Below are 25544 nucleotides of genomic sequence, written 5' to 3'. Positions count from 1 at the left end.
GCGGGGAGGTTAGCGGAGGCGCAGCGTAAGGTGTACCCAATACTCATGCTCGGGCGTTTGCTCGGTCACGGTCAGCGTGTAGCGGCCCGGGTACAGTAATTCGAGCCGCCGACGGGTGTTTGTCAGCCCAATACCGCTGTTTTCATCCAGGGCCACCGGCCGATCCGCGAATATGCTGTTCTGCACGGTCACTTCCAGCGTATCCGGCGTGGGTTGTTGCATAGCAATATGGATGCGGCTGGAAGCCACAGTGCTCACGCCGTGCTTAAAGGCGTTTTCCACGAAGGTGAGCAGAATCATGGGAGCAATGGGCGCCTCCTGCAGCGGGTGAGGAGGCGTGAATTCAATGCGGACGTTATCGGTCAGGCGCAGCTGCATGAGGTCAATGTAATCCTGCAAAAACTGCACTTCCTGACTGAGCTGCGCGGTGCCATGCTGGGTATCGTAGAGCACGTACCGCATCATGCGCGAGAGGCGGTGAATGGCCTCGCGCGCTCGCGCGCCATCCAGCAGCGTGAGGGAGTAGATATTGTTGAGCGTGTTAAAAAAGAAGTGCGGATTGATCTGCGCCTTTAGCCAGGAGAGTTCTGTGGACACCTTTTCCTGCTCCAGTGCTTGGCGCAGCTGGGCTTCACGCTGTCCGCGCTGCACGGCCGCCACACTGGTGCCCAGCCCCACCACCAACAGCGTAGACAGTACTACGGCCGGATTGACCCAGCCTAAAAGTCCCGATGGCTGCCTGATCGGACCACCCGGCCCACGGTCGCGGGGGCCGGATCCAAACCGGGGGGGCATTTCTCGGCGTGGTATGCCCGCCGAAGTTTCTAAATAGGTCTGAAGGCGGCGGTGGGTTGCTACTATGCCAAGAACAATTACCACCACAAACCCGATGTAGAGCAGCACGCGGCGGTGGTACAATAGTCGGGGTACGGCCCAGTTGATATTGAGATAGAAGATGCTCAGCGACGCAATAAACAGAGTCGTTTGAAGCAGATAATAGGGTGCCCCCGACAATCGACCGGCCGGTTGGGTAAAAAATAATACGCCCAACAACACCCAAATGACGGCATGTAGCAACCAAGTCTGTGCCTGACGCGGTGTAAAAAAGGCCATCCAGAATGGTTGCGGTGAATACATGGATTCGCCGCTTGGCTTCGTGACAAGCGGCAAAGGAGGAATAAACGTGTTCAAAGTACAGAGGTTTGCTGAGGATTTTTTGAGGCTGGGGGGCAAAATCGTGCTCACGAAACCACCAAGTGAGCATACCCGATCAGCTGGCCTCCAACTCGATAGCCACTAGCACAGCCTCATTGCTCAGGGCTTCCAGCTGTACTTCCTGCGTATCCCACAAGGCCAAGCCGTCTTTCTCGTGCAACAGCCGGCCTTCCACCTCAAACGCTCCCGCCAGTACAAAAAAGAAGACCTGCGACGAAGGATTTTTCAAAGTGTACAGCGTTTCTCGCCGACCCGCAAATCGGCCTATACTTACCTTAAACGGCAGCGACATGTCCGGCTCATCTGCTGACTGAGCAGGAACTACCTGTTTTACCTCCACCAGCAGATTTGGCTGATCCTGGCAGTTGAAGGTAAATAGGCGGTTCAGAGCGCCGGCGGCCGTCTGGGGTACTCGTATCCAGAGGTGCAGGAACGTAATTAGCTCGGTGTCGTAGGGATTGGCAAAGGTCAGGGTGCTGCCCGCCGGCACCGTCAGCAGGTGCATTTCTTCCACGTGGGTCAGGGCCGAAGTTCCCAGAAGTAGCCCCGCCCTGACAGCGCCGGTTACCGGAATGATGAGTACATGGGCCGCTTCCGTAACCTGCAGGGTTACTTGCTGGCCACCACCCAGCGTTTCTTCATTCACGGCCTGTAGGTTGCCGAATGCTTGCTTGTCTTGGTGCACATAGGCGCCAAACTGCAAGGTGCTGTAGCGCCGGTATTGGTGCGTTTCGGCTACGCCACGCTGGTCGCTAAGGAAGATCTTGCCAGGAGTCTGCTTCATCCTATTAGTCACGCGTTTGCAAGGAATAAATGGAAAAAAAAGGGAGCAGCGCCAGCTGATTTGTCAGCATTTCGCCCCCGCACCTGCCGCCTCCGATACCAGTAGCTGCGTACCAATCGTATCGTGCCATACCAGCGGGTCCGAGTAGAAGTTTATAGCTACTTGATGCCGGGCTTTGTCGAGCAGGTCCGAGTTGATAATCTCGAACTGAAACTTGCTGAACTTCAGGAAATGCCGGCCCAGGTTGTCGAGCACGTCGGGCACCAAGCCATTGAGCTGCTGCACATAGCCCCGAACCGCCGCGCTTACCAGAAAGTGGAGCTGATTGGCGCCAGGCGCATAGTGGAGCAGCTCGCCAAACGAGCGGTATTTCTGCTCCTGATTGAACAACTGCGCCTGCATCCGAAACTCCGTGTAGGTATCGTCAAACACCATTTTCTGCCACGGCCGGCTGGCGTTGGCATCCATGATTTTGCGGTAGCACAGCGTAATGGTGCGGTTAGACATATAGTGAAAACTAAACCGTTACAAAAGCCCGTTTCTAGCGCCGGGGGGCAAATTTCGATTCCCTTTAGGCAGCGACCCCAAAGGTGATAGACAACTCGAAGCCAGCCGTGGTGCTGCCCGTTACGGTGGCTAGTTCCTGCGTCACGCCGTCGCTGAACACGTTGTCGCTGCTATTGTAAGTGTAGCCATTCAAGCCCTTGCCGTAGCCGTTCACCGCCGCTACCGCCGACCCACTCCCCTCGGGGAAGGCAATCTGCGTGACCTTCAGCGACGTGCCGTTGGCGGCGTACACGTGCACATGAATGTGCGTGGCCCGACCGTTGTACCAACCCGGAAAGATGCTGGTGAACGTTACTTGTCCGTTGGCATCGGTGGTTTGGCGGCCCCGCAGGAAGTGCACGTTGGTATAGTTAGTCGATTGCATGCCGCTGCCGCCGTACTCGGAGTAGTTGCCCTCCGCGTCGCAGTGCCAGATATCGACCAAAGCGCCGGCCAGGGCTGCGCAGCTATTGTTAGTGTTGGTGATGGTAATCTTGGCGGTCATTTTATGGCCAGCTTTGCCGTCTGTGATGTCGCTGCGCACATACGAGGCGGGCGCTTTGGTGGGAAAGGGGCCTTCCGTTTCGGTAGGTGCCACGGCGCAACTGCTCGAACCGGTGCCGGTGCCCGTGCCCGTCCCGCCGGTTGAGGGCGTAATCGAATCTGATTCTTTGCCGCAGGCGCTGAGCAGCGCAGGAGTAGAGATGGCGCCTACTAATAAGCTTTTGAGGAAGTTCTTTCTTTCCATAATGTTGCTGTCGGGGAAGGAGATGCTGAATGGATGATCGAATTTCGTTCGCTCCCCCTTCTGCCATAGCACACAATCGACAGTTCGGGCCTTTGTATCGACGGATCACCCACGGCGGGCTCAAAGCAAACTCGAAATAGCCCCCCAACACTTGCAAAAGCGGAGCTTGCGGCCTCCTAAAGCTGATAAATATCATGGCTGATTATGATTTGCCACATGGCTTTTTTCCCAGCGGAAAGCAACATTTGATTGTCCAACAAAGCCTTACACGATTATGAAGCCTGCCATCCTCGTCCTGACCGATTTTTTTGCGGGTGCCAACCGCGCTTTGGCCCTTGCAACGGCTATTGCGCAGCCGCTCGGCGCCCGGTTGGTGCTATTGCACGTTGAGCGCACTTCCCTGCTCGACCCGGAACTGCTGACGGGTGAGGTGGCTGTCCAGTCGAAGGAAGACACGGATTTGGCCTTAGACCATTTGATCCGCGACCTGCCCGTATTTGCTGAGGCAGAAGTAGCTTCGGGCCGCGTGGAAGAAGCCGTTCTGGAGAGCACGAAGCAGCATAATCCGATAATGATTGTGCTCAGTCGCCCTCCCGATGAAAATACCCCCGACGAGCTAGTGACAACTACGGCGCTTAACCTGCTAAAAATGAGTCCCTATCCACTGCTCATTGTTCCTCCGCATATGCAGTCGGTCGGGGTGCCAAAGCGGATAGTGCTAGCCGCCGATGGCGACGGGTTTGAGCTGAGTGAGCATGCGGCCCCCATCCGCGACTTATTCAACGCCTTGCAGATTGATCTTACAGTGGTTCACATCACCGAATCCGCCACCCGCCACACCACTAGGCAAGCAATCCAGACGGTGGAGCGCACCGGCCTCACCCGCGACCTTCCGCAGGTGCACCCCTGTCATGTGTGTCATGCCGATGCTGGCGATGGCATCTTGCAGGCGGTGGCGGAGCAGCGGGCCGATATACTGGTGATGATTGCGCGCCAGCATCGATTCCTGGAAAGGCTATTTCGTAGCAGCGTAACAGGAGAAATGATTTTGCACAGCCCGGTTCCGGTGCTTGTGCTGCCCGCCCAGCGTGAATCCCACCGGGTTGGCCGGGGCCTGTCCAGCATGGGAAGTATAATGAGTCGGTTTAAGTAGCCTTCTGTAGCCCGGCGCAGGAAGCCGATAATTGCACTACATTCAAACAGCACGGCCCCGAAGCATATGCTTCGGGGCCGTGCTGTTTGCTTAGTACTAGCTCTTAGAATGAACCAGCATAAGAATCCCGGATATTTATGTTTCGGGCTATTCCCGCCAGTTCCGTCACTGTGTCGTTGAGTTGGTGATTTACCTCGCGATGGTCTGAAACGCCATAGGAAGGAACATAGCGCGAACGGCCGCGCGACCCGGCGTGCGCGCGGCTTGGGCGCGCCCCCGACGGATACGTGGACTGATGTGCGGGATACATGAATGGCTTGTTCATAGCAGCAGAAGGTTGGTTATCAGGTCGGAAAAAAGGTTGCCAGCGCGGCGCGGCAAGGGCCAGACATGCAGTTATTTAAAGGGGTAACCGCATAAGTGCTGAAAACACGCTCGGGGGGCTTTTTTGGGCGTGAATCCAGCTAGCGCGGCCCGGCAACACCACAAAATTCGGAAAAGCGCCCGCTCGCAGCCATGATTTTAATCATGGAACAACCTGTTTTAAATCATGCAGTTAGAGAGATGCTACGACTGGCGCGCCATGGCTGCAAGGGCGCGGCTGAGTGCCTTGTCACGCTGGTATATATCAGGGTAGAAGCGGAGCTGGCCATTCTCGGCGGCGCAGGTGAAATAGCGCACGTGCAGCGGCATGGACTTGGCGAGACGAACTTGCTGTGGCTTCGACTGGAGGGCGCACTCCTCCTCGGTTGGTAGCCGCCTGAATTGCCCCCCACGCGTTAATAAATAAGTAGCCAGCTGCATCGGATTCTGGAGCCGCATGCAGCCGTGGCTGAGCGCCCGCATCGGATAGGTAAACGCTTGGCGCACGGGCGTATCGTGCAGATAGACGGAGTAGGGGTTTTTGAACCGAAACACAATGTTGCCCAAGGCGTTGTCGCACCCTGCAGACTGCCGAATAGTGTAGGCAAAGCTTTTGGTCGAGACCTGCTGCCAGTTGATTTGGTACGGATCAAGTTGGCGGCCGCGCGCGTCGTACACGGCGAAGTTATTGCGGGCCAAGTAGCCCACGTCTTTTTTCAGAATGGGCAGAATTTCCCTGGTAGCAATGGAGCGTGGCACGTGCCAGTCGGGTGCCAGGGTAAAGTGGTCGATGGTGCTGCTCAGGGTAGGTGAGGGCATTTCGGGCTTACCGATAATCACGCGGTGCTGGCGCACTACACTGTCGCCGCGCACCAGCTCTAGCCGGTACGCGGGCAGGTTTATGAGTAGATATTCCGAATCCGAAATAGCTTCTTGCCGCCAGCGCTCCAGATTCAGGGCCACCTGCTCATACCGCGTTTCGTACGGTACAATCGAGTCGGCCGGAACCGGCGTGCTGAGCCACTGCGCCAGCGCCCGTTGCAGCTGCCGATATTCCCGGTTGCGGGGCTGACACGCTAATACACCGGCCTGTAATTTGCCCCCCGCCAAGCTTTCCCGCAATATGTGGGCTGGCTGAAAAACCTGCCCGGCGGCTTGCTCCTGCGGAGAAACGGCGTACGTGCGCAGCCGGCCTCGGTGCAGATCGAGCATGAAGCGCAACACGGCGTCGCTCAGATAGACATCGAAGCGCGCCCGTTGCTGCGGTTTTGAAGGAGAAGGGCGGCGTAGCGAATCGCGCAAGGCTTGCAGTTGGGCCGCGGCGTAATTTTCGGGTCGGAGCCCATAGGTGCGAGCTTGGCCAAATAACGCCAGCACCTCCTTGGCCTCGGTAGTAAGGCTGTCGTTGGGCTGCGTCCAGGCAGGCTGTGGGGCAGCACCGTAAAATGCCCGTACATGAGCCCCGACCTGCAATCCGAGGCGTTCATCCGCGGCAATCGGGCCCGCAGAAGTAGTATCGAGCAGCGCCAGAATGAGTTCACCTACGGGCGTTTCGGTGGGGGGCAAAAAGGGAACAATACTAGCTGTACTGGCTACCGCGTTGGTCGCGGCTTGCTGCCGGCTTCCGCATTGTAGCAGCAAAAAGAAGAGAGCAGACGTCAGGGAAAGGAGGCGAAAATGCATTGGGCGGTGAAAAGAGCAAAAGTCAGAGTGTTCACTCATGTAGCTCTAACTACTGCTAGCTCTAACTACTGCCTCAAAAATACGGGCTACTTCAGCCGCGCTGATATGACGGCAATCATCGTAGTCCCTGAGTAAAGTCATAGAAAGTGCCGGCGGCAAAGCGAAACTTTGAGCCTGCAATCTGCTCACTCCCCAAGTATCGTATAAGCAGCAGATTGGAGTTGTACACACGTACTTTCTGCTGCATCCTCCGTTCCAGCAATACTCTATGAAACAATCCTTTAAGGCCGTCAGTCTCTCTTACAAAAAAGCCCCCCTGGCCATTCGCGAGCTGCTGACGCTGGATGAGGCAACGTGCAGCCGCTTGCTGCACCAGCTGCATAACTACCTACGCCTGACGGACGTGCTGGTGCTCAGCACCTGCAACCGCACCGAAGTGTACTATGCTGCCGATACCGACCACAGCGCCGCCATTGTGCAAGCCCTGGGCGAGTTGAAGGAAATGGATGCCAGCAGCTACTATGAGTACTTCACCGTACTCACTTCGGCGGCCGCCGCTGTGCAGCACCTATTTGAAGTGGCCTTGGGCCTCGATGCGCAGGTGGTAGGCGATATGCAGATCAGCAGCCAAGTGAAAAGGGCCTATCAGCGCTCGGCGGAAGCCGATGTCGCAGGGCCATTTTTACATCGACTGCTACATACTGTATTTGCTGCGAACAAGCGTGTGCAACAGGAAACCGCCTTTCGCGACGGCGCCGCTTCCACGTCTTATGCTACGCTGGAGCTGGTGCAGGAATTGACAGCTACTATCGCTCAGCCCCGAGTTCTTATTGTGGGTTTGGGCGAGATTGGGGCCGATATCTGTCGTCATTTTGGCAAGAGCAAGCGCTTCGCGGAAGTAACCATTTGCAACCGCACGCCAGCTGCAGCCCAGGCGCTAGCCACCGAATGTGGTTTGCAGGTACTTGATTTCGCCCACCTCACGCAGGGCTTACAGGAGGCTGACATCGTTATTTCAGCCATTGCTACTCCCTCGCCGTTTTTCACCCACGAGCTGCTGGCCGGACTAACCATCCTAAGCCCCAAGTTCTTCATCGATCTGTCGGTGCCGCGCAGCATTGCGGCCGCCGCCGAGCAGGTGCCGGGCGTGCTGGTGTACAATATTGATGCTATCCAGAATAAGGCTTCCGAGGCCCTGGGCCGGCGGGTGGCGGCCGTGCCCCACGTGCGCGAAATCATTGCCGAATGCATGGCGGAGCTGCACGAGTGGAGCCGCAATTTGCAGGTGTCGCCGGTTATTCAAAAGCTGAAAACCACGTTGGAGCAGCTGCGCCAACAAGAGGTAAACCGCTTCAAGAAGAATATGAGCACCGAGGAAGCAACCCGCCTCGACGACGCCACCAAGTCTCTGACTCAGAAGTTTATGAAGCTGCCCGTGTTGCAGCTGAAAGCCGCCTGCCAGCGCGGCGAAGCCGACCAGCTGGTGGCAATGCTCACGGAGCTATTTGCCCTGGAAGACGAACTCGTTGAGGCTGGAGCTTAGCGCTTACTCAGCAACAGCAAAAAGGGTTGCTGGAGTAAAGACCAAACGGTCCTACTCCAGCAACCCTTTTTGCTGTAATCTCAGAGCTGGGTTAGCATAAAAAAGCCCCCCGGCCAAGAACTATGACGGACAAGCGCCGCGCAAATCAATAAAAATCAGGCGCCAGCGGCCACCCGCCCCCGCCGATTTAGCGAAGTGAAATTGGTAGCCAGTGCTCGTCTGTAGTACCGAGCGAACGGTGCGCCCCTGTGCCGCCTGGCCCTGATTGCGGTTGCCGCCTTTTAGCGATGCCTGCGCCCAGAAATCCAGCGCACGAAACGCAGTAGAAGGTCCGGCGAAGCAGCCTTCGCGGGTAAATTTGCCCCCCGGACAGTTCGGCGTGGGCAGTGCGGCTACCGTTTGTGGTGCAGCACACGTCATGAGTTTCTTATTCAGCGCGAAAAGCGGTCGTTGCTGCTGGTCGCGAAATTGTTCGCTATCCGCCACCCGCGTTACGAGCGGCACACTCCCGTTTTGCTCCAGAATCCAGAGGCCGTACTCTGGATCCAATAATTGGTTGAGCACCTGCGCATCATGGCTTCTGAGAGCACCATCGAGCAGCAGCCAGGCACCCGTCATAGCCGTGTCGGCGGGCATTACGGGGTTTTCAGATTTGGCTGCGGCTGAGTCGGGCTTGGGTGGTTTGGCCGTTACCACCTTGACTGGGGCGCTGCTGGTAGGCTCGTCGGGCATGCCATTGGGATTTTTGACATCGCCACAGGCGGCCAGCACCAGGGCCAAGCCAGGAAGTAAGGGTTTGAGATTCATCGTAGAGCGTTGGTACTGAAGTCTGCGTGGAGGTTAAGAATGAAGCTGCTTCTAGGCTAGAGGATAGTGGCAGCACTGCGCTGAATGGTCGTGCTAATTAGGGTCTACACCCACTCGATACCTTGCCGGAGCCACGCCTGAGTTGCCGCTTCAGCCGAACCGGGCGCGATTTGATAGTCGTAATGCCAGGCGGCCAAGGGCGGCAAGCTCATCAGAATAGACTCCGTGCGCCCGCCGGTTTCAAGGCCGAATTTGGTGCCGCGGTCGATGGCCAGGTTGAACTCCGCGTAGCGCCCGCGGCGCACTAGCTGCCACTGCTTTTCGGCCTCGCCGAAGGGCAATGAGGCGTTGCCCCGCATAAGCTCGGAATAGGTGCGGCCATATACTTCACCCACAGCCTGCACGAAGGCGAATAACTCGGCGAATGATCCGTCTTTGCCAACTGTAAGGCGGTCGAAGAAAATGCCCCCCACACCCCGGGTTTCCTGGCGGTGAGGCAAGTAGAAGTACTCATCGGCCCACTGCTTGAAGCGCGGATAGTAGGACGGATTATGTTGGTCGCACGCCTCCAGAATCTGCGCGTGAAACCAGCGGGCCTGGGCTTCATCCACATAAATCGGCGTCAGATCGAGCCCGCCGCCAAACCAGGCCTCGCCGTTGCCCGCTTCAAAGTAACGCACGTTCATGTGCGAGATGGGCACCATGGGGCTGCGCGGGTGCTGCACCACCGATACGCCCGTGGCGAAGTAATTGGGGTCGGGCATAAGGAGCTGACGGGCGGCAGTTTCGCTCATCTTTCCCCACACGGCCGAGAAGTTTACGCCGCCTTTTTCCAGAATAGCGCCGTCGCCAATAACCCGCGTGCGGCCCCCGCCGCCCCCTTCATGCACCCATTTATCCTCCCGGAAAGAAGCACCGCCATCAGCCGTTTCTAGCTGCTGACACAGCCAATCCTGAAAGTGGCGCATCCACGCCTCGACAGTAGCGCGGGTATTCTTAATGTCGATGGAGGGAGTGGTTTCGGTGAGCATAAGCGGAGAGGTAAATGATATTCTTAGGTATATAAAGCTTAGAAAGTGACGATGGAAATACGGGCGGCCAACCGGTTTTCGGCAGCCTGCCGCAGGGAGCACTGGTCGCAGCAGGCTTTGGTGGGAAGTGTGCTGGTGGGGAGCAGCAATACCGGAATGTGTAGGTGGTAGGCGTCCGTTTTGATGTAGTGCGGGTTGAAAAACCGGCGAGTCAGGCAGCCGTCGACGGTGGCTAGCACCAACAATTGCGCTTTTTGCTGGGCGCAGAACTCGCTAATGTCTTCCAAGGCATCTTCTTCCGGGAGCAAATGCACGGTGGCGTTAGATAAGGTTGCGCGCGCGGCCATTAAGGCTTTTTTCAGAGGCACCAGCCCGGTAGTGGTAGGTGGGTGAAACTGCACCAGATCAAAATGCGCATCGGCGGAGCGGGCCAAGGAGGTAAGTGGCGCCAACTGGCTAGCATGAAGGCGAGAAAAGTCACCGGAAACCACCACCTGACTAGCCAGCTCGTGGCGGCCCGGCGGCACGATGAGCACCGGACAGCTGACGTGCTCCGGCAGCAGCGTAATTGGGTTACCGGCCGCCGTGGCAGTAGCGCAATCCATTAGCGACAAGCCCGTTACTACAAGGCTGGCGTGATAGCCTCCCACCAGCACTTCCAAGCTATCGGCGAGGGAGGCGGTAGCCATATGAAAATGATAGTGGATGCGGCGGCCACTCTGGCGCGTGAGGTGCTGGTAGCGCAGACGTTCGGCCAAGGCTTGCAAACGACTGAGCAGGGCTACTCTCCGCTCCGGAGTAAGCGTTGCGCCAGGGCTGGAGTGCACCAGCACGATTTCGGCCGGAAGATGAAGGGCTAGCTTGTTGGCATAAACCAGCGCGTTTTCGGACGCAGCCGAGAAATCGATGGGCACGAGAATGGTTTGCATGGCAACAACGCGTTAAGAAGGAAGAATAAACCGGAGTTATTTGGAAGAAGGAGTAGGCTTGATTTCCGCAACTGCAGCTGGCCCGTGACAATAGTGAACTGTGGCCGGCTGCTGCATGGCGCCTCTCGTGGTGACTCTGGCGGTGCCATTTAGCTGCGGACTCAGGTAAGGAATGCCTAAACTCAGTCCGCGCACAATGAACAAGAGAGCCAGGCAGGTGGCCATTACCGGCACTGCCCGCCGCATGCGGGCGCGCCACACGCTGGGCACCAACTGCCCGGATAAGGAAAGCGCCAGCATAAGTGGCAGCGTACCCAGCCCGAACAAGGCCATATAGGTGGCCGCGCCCGCTGCACCGGGCACGCTCAGCGCCCCGGCCAAGGCCAGATACACCATGCCGCAGGGCAGCAACCCATTGAGCAACCCCGTGATATAGAGGGCGCTAAGCGAGGGTTGCCGGTAGAAATACAGCAGCTGACTTTTCACCCGAGCCAGCACGCCATCCAGTTTGAGGAAAGCCGCGGCCCGGCTCAGCCAACGCTCTGGCGCCACCACCAGCACCAAAATAAGCCCCCCAGACAACAGCGACAAGCTTTGTTGCCAGCCAGCCAGTTGGAGGCCCCGGCCCAGCAAGCCCGCTACCGCTCCGAGCGAGGCGTAAGTGGTCACGCGGCCCAGGTTGTAAAGCACCCGCCCGGCCACGTAGCGCCAGTTGGGGCCACCCGCGCCGGGCAGCGCCAGCGCAATTGCGCCGCACATGCCCACGCAGTGGAAGCTACCCAAAAGCCCAAATAGAAAGCCTGCCCAGAGCATGGTGTGTTGAGTTATGAAGCTTAGGGCTTGATCAGATGGAAAGCTCTTGTTCGACGTAATACTGCTGGCTGCCGGCCGTAAAATCGATGCGCAGGCGCCAGTAGCCGGGCTGTAGCTTGCTAGTATTCAGCTGCTGTTGCGCCGGCTCGCCGGTGGGGGCAAAGGGAAGGTTGAAATCCAGCTTTTGGTCGGAGGGGCGGAAGAAGTGCACGGTGCCCTGCACGGCTTGGCCGGCGAGGCTGGGGGGCAATTTTAGCGTCAGGCGCTGCGCCGCTTGCTCGTAGTCTACCTCTACTGGCGCCGGCAGGGCTGCCGTGCGGGCCACCGACTCGATGCGCTTTTGGTAGGCCAGCTCCTGCTGGTAATAGTCGGCGCTAACCAGATCGACGCTGGTGCTCATGGCCTGCTGCACCATGTAGCCGATGTAGCTGGCAAACAACACGAAGGTGGCAATGATGGCGTAAGGCCAGAGATTGAAGCGGGAAGTGGTCATACAAGCAAGCGAAATAGGTCGGACGGTGAAGCCCGCTGATGAGAAACTCGGGGCAGGCTATTGAGCGGGTCCGAGGAACTTGGTGTTGGTTTCCGCAATCAGTTGGCCTTTGCTAAAGATGCCGATGCGGATTTTCTGGTTGGTAGTCAGCAGGGCCGACTTGGGCAGCTCGGCGAAAAACACGCCTTCCGTCATGCCTTGGGCCGGCAGCGTCAGCTTTTCGTTGCCAACCAGCGAAATTTTGCCCCCCAGCGGCTCCAACACCTTGAGCGTAATAGGATAAGGCTGATTGGTTTTGTTGATTACCGACACATTATACAAGTTGGTAATGGTGCCGTGGTCGGTTTTCTGGAAAAGCTGACCCGGCGTGCGCAGCACTGTTGCCTGCACGTTGGAGCGCGACACCAGCAGAAACGTAAGGCCCATCAGCAACACCATCAACACACCCGACAGCACCTTCACGCGCCCTCTCAGCTGGAATTTGGTGCCTTGGGCGATGTTGTTTTCGGAAGCGTGCCGAATCAGGCCGTGCGGTTTGTTTATCAGGTCCATGATGTTGTTGCAGGCATCAATGCAGGCGGTGCAGTTGGTGCATTCGAGCTGCTGGGCGCCGTTGCGGATGTCGATGCCGGTGGGGCACACCTGCACGCACTGGTGGCAGTCGATGCAGTCGCCGGCGGTGCGCGTCTGGTTTTTGCGCAGCTTCTCCCGAGGCTCCCCGCGCTGGTAGTCATAGGCTACCACCAGGCTGTCTTTATCGAGCATTACGCCCTGCAGGCGGCCGTAGGGACAGGCGATGGTGCACACCTGCTCCCGAAAACGAGCAAACACGGCGTAGAAAACGCCCGTGAAGAGCACCATCGAAGTTAGGCCGCCAAGGTGCTCACGGGGCGGATCGGTGATGATGCTGACCAGCTCATCGGAGCCGATAATGTAGGCCAGAAACGTGTTGGCAATTAGAAAGGAAATCACCAGAAACAGCGCGTGCTTAGTGGTTTTGCGCCAGATTTTGTTCCAGTCCCACTCGGCGCGGTCCAAGGCTTTTTGCTGAGGCGCATCGCCTTCCAGCCAGTACTCAATGCGGCGGAAAACCATTTCCAGGAAAATGGTTTGTGGACACACCCACCCGCAAAACGCCCGCCCGTACACCACCGTGAAGAGGATGATGAACAGCAAAAACGTGAGGGCCGCCAGCAGCAGAATAAAGAAATCCTGGGGCCAGAAGATCTGACCGAAGATGATAAACTTCCGCGCCGGCAGATTCAGCATCAGCACCGGCAGGCCGTTGATGCGCAGCCAAGGACCAGCAAAAAGCACGATGAGCAGACCGTAGCTGATCCACTTGCGGGCGCGGTAAAAGGCTCCGCTAGGCTTCTTGGGAAATAACCAAACGCGCTTGCCCGCCGCATCCACCGTAGCGATGGAGTCGCGAAAGTCGTCGTTAGGATGGAACGTGGTAAGTGGCATTGGCTGGTGCGCCGACGGTAAAATCGCGCTGAAATGAAGAAAAGTGGGGTGGGCAGAGGGCGGGTGCTACTTGGCGGCAATGGATTTGCCAGCAGTTGCTTTCTCGCCCTGGGGCTCCTTGGCATTGGCTGGCTTTGACCCTTGCAGCGACTCGATGTAAGAGGAAACCTGCAAAATCTGCTTGGCGCCGAGCTTGCCTTTCCAGGCAACCATGCCCTTGCTGGTGACCCCGAACTTGATGGTTTTATACACCTGATTTATTTCGCCGCCGTGCAGCCAGTACTCATCCGTGAGGTTGGGCCCTACTTTGCCCTCGGCGTTGGCCCCGTGACAGGGCGCACAGTTAGTGGTGTAGATAGACTTGCCGGCGCTCAAATCGGCAGGAGCCATCAGGGCCGTGTAGGTGGTGAGCTTGTTGGGGTCGTCGGGCTCGTTGGAAACCAGCAGGGCCGCTTGGCGCATTTCGGTTTCATACTCGGCTATCTGTAGCTCACCGGCATTGGCCACGTGATAGTAGCCCATGTAGGCCACCGCAAACACGATGGTGAAATAGAAGCCATACTTCCACCACGGCGGCAAATCGTTGTCGAACTCCGTGATGCCGTCGTAGGAGTGGCCCATGTCCTCCTCTTTGTAGCCGCCAGTCACCAGGCGGGTGTCGCCAATGAGTAGGCCGAGTACTTTGCCGCTCCAGGTGTCGTGCACCGTGGGCAACTCGTACACCTTGCGCAGCTGCGGCTTCATGCGCACGATTATCATCGTGAAGAGCAGCAGAAACACCATCAGGACCAAGGCCAGCGTGCTCAGCAAAAACCAGAACAGCATTATCTGCGCATCCTGGCCACTAGCCGCCGGGGCGGGCGTAGTGGCTTCCGCTGTTTGGGCTACCGTTGTGCCAACGGACAGCGCCAGCAGAGCGGTCAGGGCCCCAAAATTCATTGTGCGGTGCGTTAACATGTGGGTGCTCCTTCCTCAGCTTGCGTGATAGATTGATTGGTGGCTGGCGCTGCATGTTGGCGCACTTGACGGGTGGCCGAAGCCAGGGAGGCGCCGGCAACCAGCACCATCAGCAGCACGAGGATCAAAATGCCCCCCAGCAGCCAGAACAGCATATCGGAGCCGGTAGTAGTGGGCGCGAGCGTTTGCCCCAAGGCCAAGTTGCCAGACGAAAGCCCGGCGGCTAGTAGTAGAAAAGTGCGCTTGATTAACATACTGCGTCGGGTTCGAGGTGGGCTTTCAGGGTTTCGTCGTCGCTGAGCAGAGGTAGCTTGCTCATCTTATCCAGATGCTGGCGATTGGCTATCACCACGTAAATCAGCAGGCCCAAAAAGAAGAGGAAGAAGATGGCGAAGGAGATAAGCGGATAGATCTCGACGCCGGCAATGGACTGCAATACTTTCTTATCCATGAGTTTTTGACTTAAAGAGAGGGTCTGGACCTGTTTACTGGGCCGAGGCCGCTACCTGCTCGGGCTTCACTTTGATATCGGTGCCGAGGCGCTGGAGGTAGGCAATCAACGCCACAATTTCCTTCTCCGATTTCACCTCGATGTCCTCCTTCTTCAGCTCCTGCACGATGCCTTCGGCCTGACGGCGCGCATCAGCTACGGCTTGCTTGTCGTAGCCAGCGGGGTAAGGTGTGCCTAGCTGTTGCAGCACCCGGATTTTAGCCGGCAGCGTGGAGTAGTCAATCTCGTTTTCGAACATCCAGGGGTAAGGCGGCATGATGGAGCCGGGCGACATGCTGGTGGGGTCCATCATGTGGTTGTAGTGCCAGGAGTGCGGATATTTGCCCCCCAGACGGTGCAAATCGGGGCCAGTGCGCTTGCTGCCCCACAGGAAGGGCCGGTCGTACACAAACTCGCCCGCTTTGCTATACTCGCCGTAACGCTCGGTTTCGGAGCGGAAGGGGCGGACCATCTGCGTGTGGCAGTTTGAGCAGCCTTCCTTGATATAGAGGTCACGTCCCTGCAATTCCAGGGAAGTATAAGGCTTCACCGAGGCAATGGTCGGCACATTGGACTTCACTAGGAAAGTAGGCACCATTTCGACGATGCCCCCAATTAGGATAGCGACCGTGGCTCCAATAGCTAACTGCAAAGGGCGGCGCTCAATCCAACGGTGCCAGTGGCCGGCGTCGGCGTGCGGATCTTCGCTGGCGGGCAGCAGGGCAGGAGCGTGGGCTTTTTCGGCAGCCAGCAACGTACCCGCGTTGGCCGTTTTTATCAGATTATACATCATCAAAAACACGCCGCTTAAGTACAGCACTCCACCGATTCCGCGCATGTAGTACATGGGCACGATCTGGAGCACGGTTTCGAGGAAGTTGGGGTATTGCAGCATGCCTTCGGCATTGAACTGCTTCCACATCAACCCTTGGGTAAAGCCTGCCCAGTACATTGGCAGGGCATAAAACAGGATGCCGATGGTGCCCAGCCAGAAGTGGGCATTAGCGAGTTTCTTGGAGTGCAGCTCGGTGCGGTAGAGGCGGGGCCACAGCCAGTAGAGCATAGCGAAGGTGAGGAAGCCGTTCCAGCCGAGGGCGCCAACGTGCACGTGAGCTACTATCCAGTCGGTGAAGTGGGCAATGGCATTTACGTTTTTCAACGAGAGCATCGGGCCCTCAAACGTGGCCATGCCATAAGCCGTAATGGCCACTACCATGAACTTCAGCACGGGCTCTTCGCGCACTTTATCCCAGGCGCCGCGCAAGGTGAGCAGGCCGTTAATCATGCCGCCCCAGCTGGGCGCAATCAGCATGACGGAGAACGCAACCCCCAGGCTTTGAGCCCAGTCGGGCAAAGATGTATAGAGCAAGTGGTGAGGACCGGCCCAGATGTAAATGAAGATCAGCGACCAGAAGTGAATGATGCTCAGGCGGTAAGAGTACACGGGCCGGCCAGCTGCTTTGGGCAGGAAGTAGTACATCAAACCCAGGTAGGGCGTGGTCAGGAAGAAGGCTACCGCGTTGTGGCCATACCACCACTGCACCAGTGCATCCTGCACCCCGGCGTAGGCCGAGTAGCTTTTCATGAAGCTCACGGGCAACGCCGCCGAGTTGACGATGTGCAGCACGGCCACGGTGAGGAAAGTGGCGATGTAGAACCAGATACCCACATATAGGTGCCGCTCGCGCCGCTTGGCAATGGTGCCGAACATGTTCCAGCCAAACACCACCCACACCAGCGTAATGGCAATGTCGATGGGCCACTCCAGCTCGGCGTATTCCTTGCTGGTAGTGTAGCCCAAAGGCAAGGAAATCAGGGCGCTAAGAATAATTAATTGCCAGCCCCAGAAGTGAATCTGGCTGAGCTTTTTGGAGTACATGGCCGCTTTGCACAGACGCTGCAAAGAGTAGTACACACCCATAAAAATACCATTGCCGACGAAGGCGAAAATCACGGCGTTGGTGTGCAAGGGCCGGATGCGTCCGAACGTCGTGACGGCCGTATTCATGTTAGCTTCAGGCAGCGCCAGCTGAAAAGCCGCCAGAATTCCGACGATCATGCCGGCAATTCCCCAGAACACGGTGGCAATGCCGAAGTCGCGAACAATCTTGTTATCGTAGAAAAACTCGTCGACGGCGCGGGATACTCGGGTCTGAACCTGGGGCGGCTCAGCGGTGATAAGGGGCGTAACGGGTGCGACTTCCATAGAGTGAAACAGTAAGTGTTTTTACTGCTTCAAAGGTCATAGCCGGCTCCTTCGTAACGCATGACGGATATCAAGCGCGGGCTTGATTGATATCAATTCAATACTATTTCTCTTCTTCCTCATCGAAGAGCATGCGCACGGACGGCGTGTATTCGTCGTCGTACTGACCGCTGCGCACGGCCCATAAAAAGCCCCCCAGAAACGCCAGCGCCACGAGTAGGCTGATACCAATCAGCAAGAAGATAATAGTCATGTTATGAGGCTTATAAATGGTAACGGTGCGCGGCCCAGCGCACGAGTAGCGTCGATACAATCATCACGCTCAGGGAGCTGATAGGCATCAGGATGGCCGACACAATAGGCGTGAAAAGGCCCTGCACAGCCAGCGCCAGCCCGAAGCCATTGTAGCAAAAGGAAAGCGCAAACGTGACCAGAACCACGCGCAGACAAGCCCGCGAGAAGCCCAGAAAAGTAGCTAGCCGCTGAAATTCACTGGCATCCAGAATGGCGTCGCAGGCGGGGGAGAAGTTGGTGAGCGTGTCGGTGAGGGCAATGCCGGCGTTGGCGGCGCGCAACGCACCCGCATCATTCAGCCCGTCACCTACCATAACCACCGTGTGGCCTTGGGCGCGTTGGGCCGCGATATACGCCAGCTTGTCCGTAGGCGATTGACGGAAATGCAGCTCGGCATCTTCGCCGAAAAGCGTTTGTAAACGAGTGCGCTCGGCGTCGGTGTCGCCCGATAGCACGGCCAAACGGTAGCGGCGGCTCAACGTAGCGAGCACGCTGGCCAAGGCCGGACGGTACACATTATGAAAAGTGAAATAGCCAACCTGCTCCCCATTCAGCGCAATGTAGACGCGCGTTTCAGGCACTTCAGGCGGGGCGATTTGGGTAATTTCGAGTGGCTGGGGGGCTTTTTTAGCAGAAACAGCTTGTTGTGCGATGTCTGAAGAAACAACCTGGTTTTCACGCACGAAGGCCACAGAACCTAACCGCACTGTATCCCCTGTTTCGGCCGTAGCGCTGATTCCCAGGCCGGGATGCTCATGACAAGCACTAAGTGTTAGTGGCTCCGAAGCCAGTTCTTTCGCCAGTCGCTGGCTTAGTGGGTGAGTCGATTGTGCGGCAGCTGTGACAACAAGGCGCTTTTCGAGCGTAGACAGCGGACGGCCATGATAATGCACCTCCGCCTGAGTAGTGTCGGTGAGGGTGCCAGTTTTGTCAAAAATCAGCGTATCGGCGCGGCCTAGGGTTTCGATTACGGCAGAATTCTTAAGGTAGAATTTATGCCGACCCAGCGCCCGCAGCGCGGCCCCGAGGGTAAACGGCGTAGCTAATGAAAGCGCGCACGGACAGGCAATAACCAGCACCGACGTAAAGGCCCGCCACATCATGGACGTGTCGCGCGGCCCCCAGTAGAGCAGCGTGCCCAGAGCCAGCAGCAGCGTTACGGCCACAAAATAGCGCCCGACGCGGTTGGCGTAGGTTTCCCAGGTGGCGTCGTTTTCCTGCTTGGCAAAGGCCGGGTTGTTCCAAAGCTGGGTGAGGTAGCCCTGCGATACATCGCGCACGACCTCCAACTCCAACGCTTCCCCCAACTGCCGGCCCCCCGCAAACACCAGCTCACCCGAAGCGCGGGCCACCGGCGTGCTCTCACCCGACACGAAGGAATAGTCAATCTGGCCGGCACCGCGCAGCACCACGGCATCGGCGGGCACTACTTCCTGGTGTCGCACCCGAATTCGGTGGCCTACTTTCAACTCCTTCACCGAAATGGACTGGTCGCCTTCCGGCGTCAGCCGAGTCACGGCAACGGGGAAGTAAGAGGTGAAATCGCGGTCGAAGCGTAGGGCGTCGTAGGTGTGCTGCTGTACCCATTTGCCAATCAGCATGAAGAAAATGAGCCCCGTAAACGAGTCGAAATAACCGGGCCCCGTGCCGGTGACGACCTCATACGTGCTGACGCTGAACAATGAGGCTAACCCCAGACTAATCGGAAAATCGAGGTTTATGTAGCGTTGCCGTAGTCCTTGCCATGCTGAGCTAAAGAAGCTTCGTGCACTGTACAGCAGCACGGGCAAGGCTAGCAGTAAGCTTAAGTAGCCAAAAAACTGCCCAAAACCTGCCTGTAAATCCTCCACGAAAGAGAAATAGTCGGGGAGGGCCATGAGCATGACGTTGCCGAAGGCAAAAGCTGCTAATCCCAGCTGGTAATAAAGGGTGCGACCGGCGCGGTGTGGCTGCGCACCAAGTTCGGCCAGCGTAATCTGCGGCTCGTAGCCCACGGAAGCTAATAGCCGTACTACTTCTTTCAGGCTGGTGTCGGCCAGTAAGTAGGTGACGGTAATTTCTTTACGTAGAAACTGCACCCGCGCTTCCACAATGCCAGGGTTCAGGCGGGGCAGATTTTCCAAGAGCCAGATACACGATGTGCAGTGCATTTGGGGCACCTGCAACGTTAGCCGCGCCCGCTCTTCTGACCGAAATGACAGCAGTTGAGCCTGCACGGTTTCGGAGTCGAGGTAATCGAACCGGCCGGGCAGCTCCACTTCTTTTACTTTGAGGCCGGGCCGCTCATCGAGTTTGTAATACGTGCAGAGGTTGTTCGTGTCGAGAAGCTCGTACACGGTGCGGCAGCCGGCGCAGCAAAAGTGCTTGTCGGCGAGTAAAAGTGGCTCTGGGGGGCATTTATCGCCACAGTGAGCACAGGCAAGATGAGTAGCGGGTTGTTCGAGAACGGCAGGCACTGGCAGCTACAATAGGTTCAGCGACAAAGCTCCGCCTCGTGGCCCGCCGGAACGATGACATCAATCAAGCCGCCGCTTGATTGATGTTAGACTTGCCCAAAGGAACTCCTCCGACCTTTGTGCTGTAGCGCGACTGTGGCAGCTCGCGCCTCTATTTTCTAATCGGCTGCGGTGTGCACGCGGCTCCTACGTTGCTATGCGTAAGTTACTTTCTCTCGTGCTTGTTGCCGCCCTGTTTCTGTGGGCTGGTATGGTGGGGGGCATTTCTTTTCTGGAAGCCCCGCTTAAATTCACGGCCCCGCACATTACAGTGCCATTGGGTGTGGGCATAGGCCGCATCGTGTTTCATGCCTTGAACAAGGTGGAAATCGGGCTTTGCGCCCTGGCTGTTATCAGCGTCTTGTACCTGCGGCCCGACCGGCGCGTGGGAGCGGGGCTGGCGCTGCTAAGTTTGGTGCTGCTTCTGCAAACCTTCTGGCTGCTGCCGGCGCTTGATGTGCGGGCCGAGGCGCTGCTGAGCGGCAACCCGCCGCCACCCAATTCCCTGCATCTGCTGTATATCGTGGCCGAGGTGGTAAAATTATTGCTGCTGCTAGGCACCGGTGCCCTGGCCTATTTTACCCTCAATCGGCAGACGTTGAATGCGCAGCGTCGACACGTCCAACACGCGTAAAAAAGCCCCCCGCAAGCCATTTTGCGTTTTCTCATTAACTGTTACATGCCTACTTCCCGCTCCGATATCCAAACTGAGGACGACATCAAGCTGTTGGTCGACACCTTCTACAATAAGGTAAATGCGGATGCTTTACTGGCGCCCGTCTTTAATGATTTCGCCCACGTCGATTGGCCAGCGCACATGCCGCGCATGTACGATTTCTGGAGTGGGTTGCTGCTGCACACTTCGCGCTACCACGGGCAGCCTTTCCTCAAGCATATTCCGCTGCCCATTGCTGGGGAGCATTTTCAACGCTGGCTGACGCTATTCCTGGGCACAGTGGATGAGCTGTTCGCCGGGCCAGTAGCGGAGGAAGCCAAGCTGCGGGCTCAGAATATTGCTCATGTATTTGAGAGCCGCCTGCGTCCCAATCCGCTCTCTATTCTGTAACTTAAGCTTCAATACCGCTGTCCTCAGCCTAACAACTGCCACAAAATCCACTCTTTCTATGAGCACCGAAACCACTGCTTCGAAAGCAACAGCAAACGCTGCCTTCGATAGTCCCGCACAGGTAATGGATCTGGAGCATGCGATAGTGCAGGCCAAGCAAACCCAGAGCTGGACATCCAGCGACCGGCACGCCGTTACGCTTTTCAAGTCGGAGAGCCTGCGCTTAGTATTGTTAGGGCTGCACAAAGGGGCCGAGCTAAAAACGCATACTGCTCCCGGCATAATCACCGTGCAGGTGCTCGAAGGCCAAATCACTTTCCGCACGGCTCAGCAGTCGTTTATCCTAACAGCCGGTCAGCTACTGATGTTGCCCGCTGGTGTTCCGCATAGCGTGTACGCCCATCAGGATTCCTTTTTCCTGCTGACCGTGGCAGTAACGGCAGCTTAGGGAATAAAGATTACATGACTGTACGTGGTCTGTTTTCGCGACTCTATAGAACATTTGGCAGCAATAATTGTGGCCTATAATTATAACTCTATATAACATCCGCTAACACTGGCGTATCGGACTGAATTGGGAGTAAGCGGTAATCTGCTTTTCAATCGTTGCAAGCTTTATATAAAAAGCAGGATTGTTGGAGCAGTGCCTTAACGCTTACATTTAGCCCTATAGAGTCACCTCCAACGGCCCAAGCAACCAGTCCATGACCAAGGAAGACTTTGCTTATCATCTGGAGTTAGCTACGAAAAGTGCGTTGGTCTTTACTCGGACCGTGTGCTGGAATCGCTTAGCAGATACGGTGGATTTCGTGATTCGGCCCGATACGATGACGGAGGATGCCTCCTATCTCAGTCCACTCGAGTTGGTGCATTTTCAGAAGCGGAAACTAGAAATTGGCCGACGATTAACGGCCTCGGAGGTAGTGGAGCGATTGTGGGTGGAACAGCATGTGCCCGTATATATCGACTTGTCTGTTTACTTGGCCCGAGCCAGGAAGACAACGCTTGAACTATGCATTGACCGACGGTTACGTCAACAGGCCGGTGATATCTGTCACCAACAGGAGGGGTATCCACCCTTTCATGTCGTTGTACCCGTTCCCCCATATGCGTTGGGGCAAGGCTCGTTCCACAGCAATTGGCAACGGTGGCCTTGGCGAATTAAGTTGTTCTTATGGCAACGGTGGTGGGGAATGCGCTATCGCTGGACGGGTAAGTTACCCACCATTAAGTAAGAAGACTGCCATCGCTACCCCAACTCCACTGTCGCCCCGCTGCTGAACGTCACCCTCAAGAAGGAATGGCTGCCATCCTGTTCGCCACTGGGATAAAACCACTAATATTACTGTTCTTATCTCAACGGTAATTTACTCCGGACGATGCGTCAGACTACTACCCTTGCGGCCTTGCTGCTCACGGCCGCCTCACTTGCGGCTACTTCCTCCTGCAAAACAGCCCAAAAGCCTTCGGCGACCAAGACAAGTTCGTTTTCCTTGCCTTACGAAAAGTTTGTGCTGGCCAATGGCCTCGAGGTAGTGCTGCACGAAGACCACTCAGATCCTATCGTGGCTGTGGCCACGATTATGCACGTGGGCTCCAACCGTGAAAAGCCCGGAAAAACTGGCTTTGCTCACTTTTTTGAGCATATGTCCTTCAATGACTCGGAAAATGCGCCGGTGGGTGCCAATCGCAAGCTCATAGAGGAGTGGGGTGGACAGCGCAACGGCAGTACCTGGAACGACGGCACGCAGTACTACGAAGTGGTACCGAAGGACGCGTTCGACAAAATCATGTGGATTGACTCCGACCGGCTCGGCTACATGATTAAGACGGTGACCGCCGAGGCTTTGGCCCGCGAAATTCAAGTGGTGAAAAACGAAAAGCGCCAGAACTACGACAACGTAGCCTATGGCTTTACCAACGAAGTACTGCGCAAAAATCTGTATCCGGCCGACCACCCCTACAACTGGACCGTGATTGGCTCGCTGCCCGATTTGCAGGCTGCCACCCTGGCCGATGTACAGGAGTTTTACCATCAGTATTACGGCCCTAACAACGCTACCCTGGTTATTTCCGGCGACATTAACATTGCTGAAACAAAGGCCAAAGTGGAGCGCTGGTTTGGTGAGATTAAAAAAGGACCGGAGGTAAAGCCCCTGGGACCCAGACCCGTTACCCTGACTGAGGTGAAGTCGCTGTATCTAGAAGATAACTTTGCCCGTCTGCCCCAACTGCAGATGGTATTTCCCAGCATCCACGAGTACCACCGCGACACCTACGCCCTGGATGTGCTGAGCCAGTTGCTGGCCGGCAACCGAAATTCGCCCCTCTACAAGGTGATTGTGGAAGAGCAGAAGCTGGCGCCCAATGTGAATACTTATCAATACAGCAGTGAGCTGGCGGGCGAATTTATCCTTCAGGTGCGGGCAAACCCGAACACCAGCCTGCATCAGGTTCACAGTGCCATTCAGGAGGGTTTGCAGCGTTTTGAAACGCAGGGCTTTTCGGATACGGAGCTCCAGCGCATCCGGGCCAAAATTGAAACCGACTTGTATTCCGGCGTGGAGTCGGTACTGAGTAAAGCCCTGCAGATGGGTCGCGACAACGAGTTTGCCGGCGACCCGGCCTACCTGACCAAGGCCGCGAAACTAGCCCAGGCTGTGACCCGCGAAGACGTGATGCGGGTGTATAACCAGTACCTGAAAGGCAAGCCCTATGTGATGACCAGCGTGGTGCCCAAAGGCCAGCAAAACCTCGTGGTGCCGGGTGCGCAACTCGCGACGGTGTATCAGGAAAAGGTGGTAGCTGGCGTCCAGAATGAGGATGTAGGACAGGGTAAGGAGGCCGAATTTGAGAAAACCGTGACTAAAAATGACCGTTCGGAGCCGCCTTTCCTCGAAACGCCCTTGTTCAAGGTGCCTGCCATCTGGAACACCTCACTGGCCAATGGCCTGAAAGTATACGGCATCGATAATCGTGAAATCCCGCTCGTTTCATTTGATGTTACCATACCCGGTGGCCATACCCTGGACCCCCTGGAGAAGGCCGGCACGGCATCCTTAATGGCCCAGCTGCTGATGCAGGGCACGGCCCAGAAAACCCCAGCCCAACTGGAGGAGGCCATTGACTTGCTGGGCGCCACCATTTCGGTAAATAGCACCAACGAAGAAATCCGGGTGCAGGCCCGCTGCCTGGCCCGCAACTTTGCGCCCACCCTGGCTCTGGTGCAGGAAATGCTACTACAGCCGCGCTGGGATGTGGCCGAGTTTACCCGCCTGAAACGCTCATTGGCTACCAGCCTGAAAGGTCAGGAAGCTAATCCAGCGGCCGTGGCAAGCCAGAATTTCTTTAAACTGCTTTATGGCCCGAACCACATTCTAAGTACCCCGGCCAGTGGTACGCTGGAGACAACTGCCGACATTACTCTGGACGACCTGAAAGTGTACTACAACACGAATATCTCGCCTTCCGGAGCAGCCGTGCACGTAGTGGGCGCCATCGACCAGAACACAGTAGCCACCGCGCTGAAGCCGCTGGAAACCAGCTGGGCCGCTAAAACGGTGAGTATGCCCTCGCAGACTATCCCTGCCCAAACCCTGGGGGGCAATGTTTATTTCATTGATGTGCCCGATGCCAAGCAATCGGTGCTCTACATCGGGAAGCTGGCGCTGGCCGGCACTGACCCCGACATGAGTAAAGCCACTTTTGCCAATACCCTGCTGGGCGCCGGCACCAGCGGGCGCCTGGGCCAGCTGCTGCGCATTCAGAAAGGTTACACCTACGGCGCCAATTCCACGGTGCAGGAGCTAAAGGAGGTGGCACCCTTCGTAGTGACGACGAGCGTACGCGCCAATGCCACCGGAGCCTCGCTGCAGCTTATCCGAGAGCTACTAACCAACTACGGCCCTACTTTTAGCCCAGCCGACACGGAGACGGCCAAAAGCAAAATTATGAAGAGCAACACGCTGGTGTATGAAAGTCAGGGCGCGAAGCTGGGCATCCTGCGCCGCATCAGCAAATTCAACAAGTCGCCGAAGTTTATTGAGGACGACCAGCAGCTGCTTATGCAGATGGGGGTGGCTGATTTTAAAGCCACCATCGGCAAGTACATGTCCGAAAAAGAGATGGTGTACGTCGTGGTGGGCGATAAAGCAACGCAGCTGGAGGAAGTAAAGAATTTTGCCAATGGGAAGGTAACCCTGCTGGATGCAACGGGTAAGCTGGCAAAGTAGTCTTAGGTTTCGGCTGAATTACGGGCTTGGCTAGCAGCGGGTAAGTGGTATCCGGGTCAATTCTTACTTCGGTAGCAGCGAGTAGCATGTCCCAACAAGTAGCTAAGCACCCTGCTATTATTGAGACGTCTGTTTGTGAAGCGCTGACTGATAAGAACGCTACTCTGCATTAGCAGGATAAGCTTTCTCTTAAATGCGCTTCACATGCTTGAGAAAGAGAGGGCTTGCC

The 25544-nt window shown here is 56.8% G+C and carries 23 protein-coding genes; 6 read left to right on the top strand and 17 right to left on the bottom strand.

Translation table 11 applies throughout. The annotated features are described in order from the left end of the window. Window positions 1-9 precede the first annotated feature (9 nt). The 4 genes from EPD59_RS11830 to EPD59_RS11815 form a co-directional block, all read right to left on the bottom strand. Window positions 10-1191, bottom strand: a complete 1182-nt coding sequence (locus EPD59_RS11830; protein ID WP_240731373.1) for a sensor histidine kinase — start codon at window positions 1189-1191, stop codon at window positions 10-12. A 79-nt stretch (window positions 1192-1270) separates the two neighbouring features. Then, on the bottom strand, window positions 1271-1999 hold the full coding sequence (locus EPD59_RS11825; RefSeq protein WP_133272964.1) for a pirin family protein: 729 nt from the start codon (window positions 1997-1999) through the stop codon (window positions 1271-1273). Window positions 2000-2062: 63 nt separating this feature from the next. Next, window positions 2063-2506 carry a hypothetical protein gene (locus EPD59_RS11820; RefSeq protein ID WP_133272963.1) on the bottom strand — a complete coding sequence of 148 codons (444 nt, stop codon included), beginning with the start codon at window positions 2504-2506 and terminating at the stop codon, window positions 2063-2065. A gap of 64 nt (window positions 2507-2570) precedes the next feature. Next, complete coding sequence (locus EPD59_RS11815) at window positions 2571-3293, bottom strand: dioxygenase family protein (RefSeq protein ID WP_133272962.1); 723 nt, start codon at window positions 3291-3293, stop codon at window positions 2571-2573. 274 nt (window positions 3294-3567) lie between these two features. Here EPD59_RS11815 and EPD59_RS11810 point away from each other — a divergent pair, with 274 nt between their 5' ends. Then, window positions 3568-4446, top strand: a complete 879-nt coding sequence (locus EPD59_RS11810; protein ID WP_133272961.1) for a universal stress protein — start codon at window positions 3568-3570, stop codon at window positions 4444-4446. 567 nt (window positions 4447-5013) lie between these two features. Here EPD59_RS11810 and EPD59_RS11805 read toward each other — a convergent pair. Next, window positions 5014-6492, bottom strand: coding sequence for a L,D-transpeptidase scaffold domain-containing protein (locus tag EPD59_RS11805; protein WP_165963566.1), 1479 nt, complete (start codon window positions 6490-6492; stop codon window positions 5014-5016). A 268-nt stretch (window positions 6493-6760) separates the two neighbouring features. Between EPD59_RS11805 and hemA the strand changes: the two genes are divergently transcribed. Continuing rightward, entirely contained in the window at window positions 6761-8035 is a 1275-nt protein-coding gene (hemA, locus tag EPD59_RS11800; RefSeq protein ID WP_133272959.1) for a glutamyl-tRNA reductase, read from the top strand. Between the two features lie 120 nt (window positions 8036-8155). On the opposite strand, the gene EPD59_RS11795 is transcribed toward hemA, so the two are convergent. The 12 genes from EPD59_RS11795 to EPD59_RS11740 form a co-directional block, all read right to left on the bottom strand. Further along, entirely contained in the window at window positions 8156-8842 is a 687-nt protein-coding gene (locus EPD59_RS11795; protein ID WP_133272958.1) for a hypothetical protein, read from the bottom strand. A 104-nt stretch (window positions 8843-8946) separates the two neighbouring features. Then, window positions 8947-9873: an oxygen-dependent coproporphyrinogen oxidase gene (gene hemF / locus EPD59_RS11790; RefSeq protein WP_133272957.1), complete on the bottom strand. Its 927-nt coding sequence runs from the start codon at window positions 9871-9873 to the stop codon at window positions 8947-8949. Between the two features lie 38 nt (window positions 9874-9911). Beyond that, a complete protein-coding gene (locus tag EPD59_RS11785; RefSeq protein WP_133272956.1) occupies window positions 9912-10802 on the bottom strand; it encodes a universal stress protein in 891 nt (296 codons plus the stop codon). Between the two features lie 36 nt (window positions 10803-10838). Next, on the bottom strand, window positions 10839-11615 hold the full coding sequence (locus tag EPD59_RS11780; protein ID WP_133272955.1) for a sulfite exporter TauE/SafE family protein: 777 nt from the start codon (window positions 11613-11615) through the stop codon (window positions 10839-10841). Between the two features lie 31 nt (window positions 11616-11646). Further along, entirely contained in the window at window positions 11647-12108 is a 462-nt protein-coding gene (locus tag EPD59_RS11775; RefSeq protein WP_133272954.1) for a FixH family protein, read from the bottom strand. 57 nt (window positions 12109-12165) lie between these two features. After that, the gene (ccoG, locus tag EPD59_RS11770) at window positions 12166-13575 is read right to left on the bottom strand and encodes a cytochrome c oxidase accessory protein CcoG (RefSeq protein ID WP_133272953.1); all 1410 of its coding nucleotides are present in this window, start codon (window positions 13573-13575) and stop codon (window positions 12166-12168) included. Window positions 13576-13641: 66 nt separating this feature from the next. Next, on the bottom strand, window positions 13642-14514 hold the full coding sequence (locus tag EPD59_RS11765; protein WP_165963565.1) for a cbb3-type cytochrome c oxidase N-terminal domain-containing protein: 873 nt from the start codon (window positions 14512-14514) through the stop codon (window positions 13642-13644). Between the two features lie 11 nt (window positions 14515-14525). Beyond that, window positions 14526-14786, bottom strand: a complete 261-nt coding sequence (locus EPD59_RS11760; RefSeq protein ID WP_133272951.1) for a hypothetical protein — start codon at window positions 14784-14786, stop codon at window positions 14526-14528. Beyond that, a complete protein-coding gene (locus tag EPD59_RS11755) occupies window positions 14780-14983 on the bottom strand; it encodes a hypothetical protein (protein WP_133272950.1) in 204 nt (67 codons plus the stop codon). The genes EPD59_RS11760 and EPD59_RS11755 overlap by 7 nt, the downstream gene beginning before the upstream one ends. A gap of 34 nt (window positions 14984-15017) precedes the next feature. Next, complete coding sequence (ccoN, locus tag EPD59_RS11750) at window positions 15018-17228, bottom strand: cytochrome-c oxidase, cbb3-type subunit I (protein WP_133272949.1); 2211 nt, start codon at window positions 17226-17228, stop codon at window positions 15018-15020. Window positions 17229-17331: 103 nt separating this feature from the next. Beyond that, complete coding sequence (gene ccoS / locus EPD59_RS11745) at window positions 17332-17481, bottom strand: cbb3-type cytochrome oxidase assembly protein CcoS (RefSeq protein WP_133272948.1); 150 nt, start codon at window positions 17479-17481, stop codon at window positions 17332-17334. Window positions 17482-17491: 10 nt separating this feature from the next. Further along, window positions 17492-19978, bottom strand: a complete 2487-nt coding sequence (locus EPD59_RS11740; RefSeq protein ID WP_133272947.1) for a heavy metal translocating P-type ATPase — start codon at window positions 19976-19978, stop codon at window positions 17492-17494. Window positions 19979-20195: 217 nt separating this feature from the next. Here EPD59_RS11740 and EPD59_RS11735 point away from each other — a divergent pair, with 217 nt between their 5' ends. The 4 genes from EPD59_RS11735 (at window position 20196) to EPD59_RS11720 (ending at window position 25315) form a co-directional block, all read left to right on the top strand. Then, window positions 20196-20651: a hypothetical protein gene (locus EPD59_RS11735; RefSeq protein ID WP_205703388.1), complete on the top strand. Its 456-nt coding sequence runs from the start codon at window positions 20196-20198 to the stop codon at window positions 20649-20651. Window positions 20652-20696: 45 nt separating this feature from the next. After that, entirely contained in the window at window positions 20697-21083 is a 387-nt protein-coding gene (locus tag EPD59_RS11730) for a group III truncated hemoglobin (RefSeq protein ID WP_133272946.1), read from the top strand. A 58-nt stretch (window positions 21084-21141) separates the two neighbouring features. Then, entirely contained in the window at window positions 21142-21531 is a 390-nt protein-coding gene (locus EPD59_RS11725) for a cupin domain-containing protein (RefSeq protein WP_240731372.1), read from the top strand. A gap of 931 nt (window positions 21532-22462) precedes the next feature. Then, entirely contained in the window at window positions 22463-25315 is a 2853-nt protein-coding gene (locus EPD59_RS11720) for a M16 family metallopeptidase (protein ID WP_133272944.1), read from the top strand. The last annotated feature ends 229 nt before the right edge of the window (window positions 25316-25544 follow it).

This window comes from Hymenobacter radiodurans, from assembly GCF_004355185.1.
Classification (GTDB): Bacteria; Bacteroidota; Bacteroidia; order Cytophagales; family Hymenobacteraceae; genus Hymenobacter; species Hymenobacter radiodurans.
The sequence above is the reverse complement of the archived record's forward strand: the minus strand, read 5'-3'. Positions and strand labels throughout refer to the sequence as shown.

What these genes read in the sequence shown, in the direction of transcription:
- EPD59_RS11725 (WP_240731372.1), top strand. Translation starts at nt 21,142, where the DNA reads ATGAGCACCGAAACCACTGCTTCGAAAGCAACAGCAAACGCTGCCTTC.
- EPD59_RS11780 (WP_133272955.1), bottom strand. Translation starts at nt 11,615, where the DNA reads ATGCTCTGGGCAGGCTTTCTATTTGGGCTTTTGGGTAGCTTCCACTGC.
- EPD59_RS11810 (WP_133272961.1), top strand. Translation starts at nt 3,568, where the DNA reads ATGAAGCCTGCCATCCTCGTCCTGACCGATTTTTTTGCGGGTGCCAAC.
- EPD59_RS11720 (WP_133272944.1), top strand. Translation starts at nt 22,463, where the DNA reads ATGCGTCAGACTACTACCCTTGCGGCCTTGCTGCTCACGGCCGCCTCA.
- EPD59_RS11820 (WP_133272963.1), bottom strand. Translation starts at nt 2,506, where the DNA reads ATGTCTAACCGCACCATTACGCTGTGCTACCGCAAAATCATGGATGCC.
- ccoS (WP_133272948.1), bottom strand. Translation starts at nt 17,481, where the DNA reads ATGACTATTATCTTCTTGCTGATTGGTATCAGCCTACTCGTGGCGCTG.
- hemF (WP_133272957.1), bottom strand. Translation starts at nt 9,873, where the DNA reads ATGCTCACCGAAACCACTCCCTCCATCGACATTAAGAATACCCGCGCT.
- EPD59_RS11825 (WP_133272964.1), bottom strand. Translation starts at nt 1,999, where the DNA reads ATGAAGCAGACTCCTGGCAAGATCTTCCTTAGCGACCAGCGTGGCGTA.
- EPD59_RS11730 (WP_133272946.1), top strand. Translation starts at nt 20,697, where the DNA reads ATGCCTACTTCCCGCTCCGATATCCAAACTGAGGACGACATCAAGCTG.
- EPD59_RS11805 (WP_165963566.1), bottom strand. Translation starts at nt 6,492, where the DNA reads ATGCATTTTCGCCTCCTTTCCCTGACGTCTGCTCTCTTCTTTTTGCTG.
- hemA (WP_133272959.1), top strand. Translation starts at nt 6,761, where the DNA reads ATGAAACAATCCTTTAAGGCCGTCAGTCTCTCTTACAAAAAAGCCCCC.
- ccoG (WP_133272953.1), bottom strand. Translation starts at nt 13,575, where the DNA reads ATGCCACTTACCACGTTCCATCCTAACGACGACTTTCGCGACTCCATC.
- EPD59_RS11760 (WP_133272951.1), bottom strand. Translation starts at nt 14,786, where the DNA reads ATGTTAATCAAGCGCACTTTTCTACTACTAGCCGCCGGGCTTTCGTCT.
- EPD59_RS11775 (WP_133272954.1), bottom strand. Translation starts at nt 12,108, where the DNA reads ATGACCACTTCCCGCTTCAATCTCTGGCCTTACGCCATCATTGCCACC.
- EPD59_RS11755 (WP_133272950.1), bottom strand. Translation starts at nt 14,983, where the DNA reads ATGGATAAGAAAGTATTGCAGTCCATTGCCGGCGTCGAGATCTATCCG.
- EPD59_RS11795 (WP_133272958.1), bottom strand. Translation starts at nt 8,842, where the DNA reads ATGAATCTCAAACCCTTACTTCCTGGCTTGGCCCTGGTGCTGGCCGCC.
- EPD59_RS11815 (WP_133272962.1), bottom strand. Translation starts at nt 3,293, where the DNA reads ATGGAAAGAAAGAACTTCCTCAAAAGCTTATTAGTAGGCGCCATCTCT.
- EPD59_RS11765 (WP_165963565.1), bottom strand. Translation starts at nt 14,514, where the DNA reads ATGAATTTTGGGGCCCTGACCGCTCTGCTGGCGCTGTCCGTTGGCACA.
- ccoN (WP_133272949.1), bottom strand. Translation starts at nt 17,228, where the DNA reads ATGGAAGTCGCACCCGTTACGCCCCTTATCACCGCTGAGCCGCCCCAG.
- EPD59_RS11785 (WP_133272956.1), bottom strand. Translation starts at nt 10,802, where the DNA reads ATGCAAACCATTCTCGTGCCCATCGATTTCTCGGCTGCGTCCGAAAAC.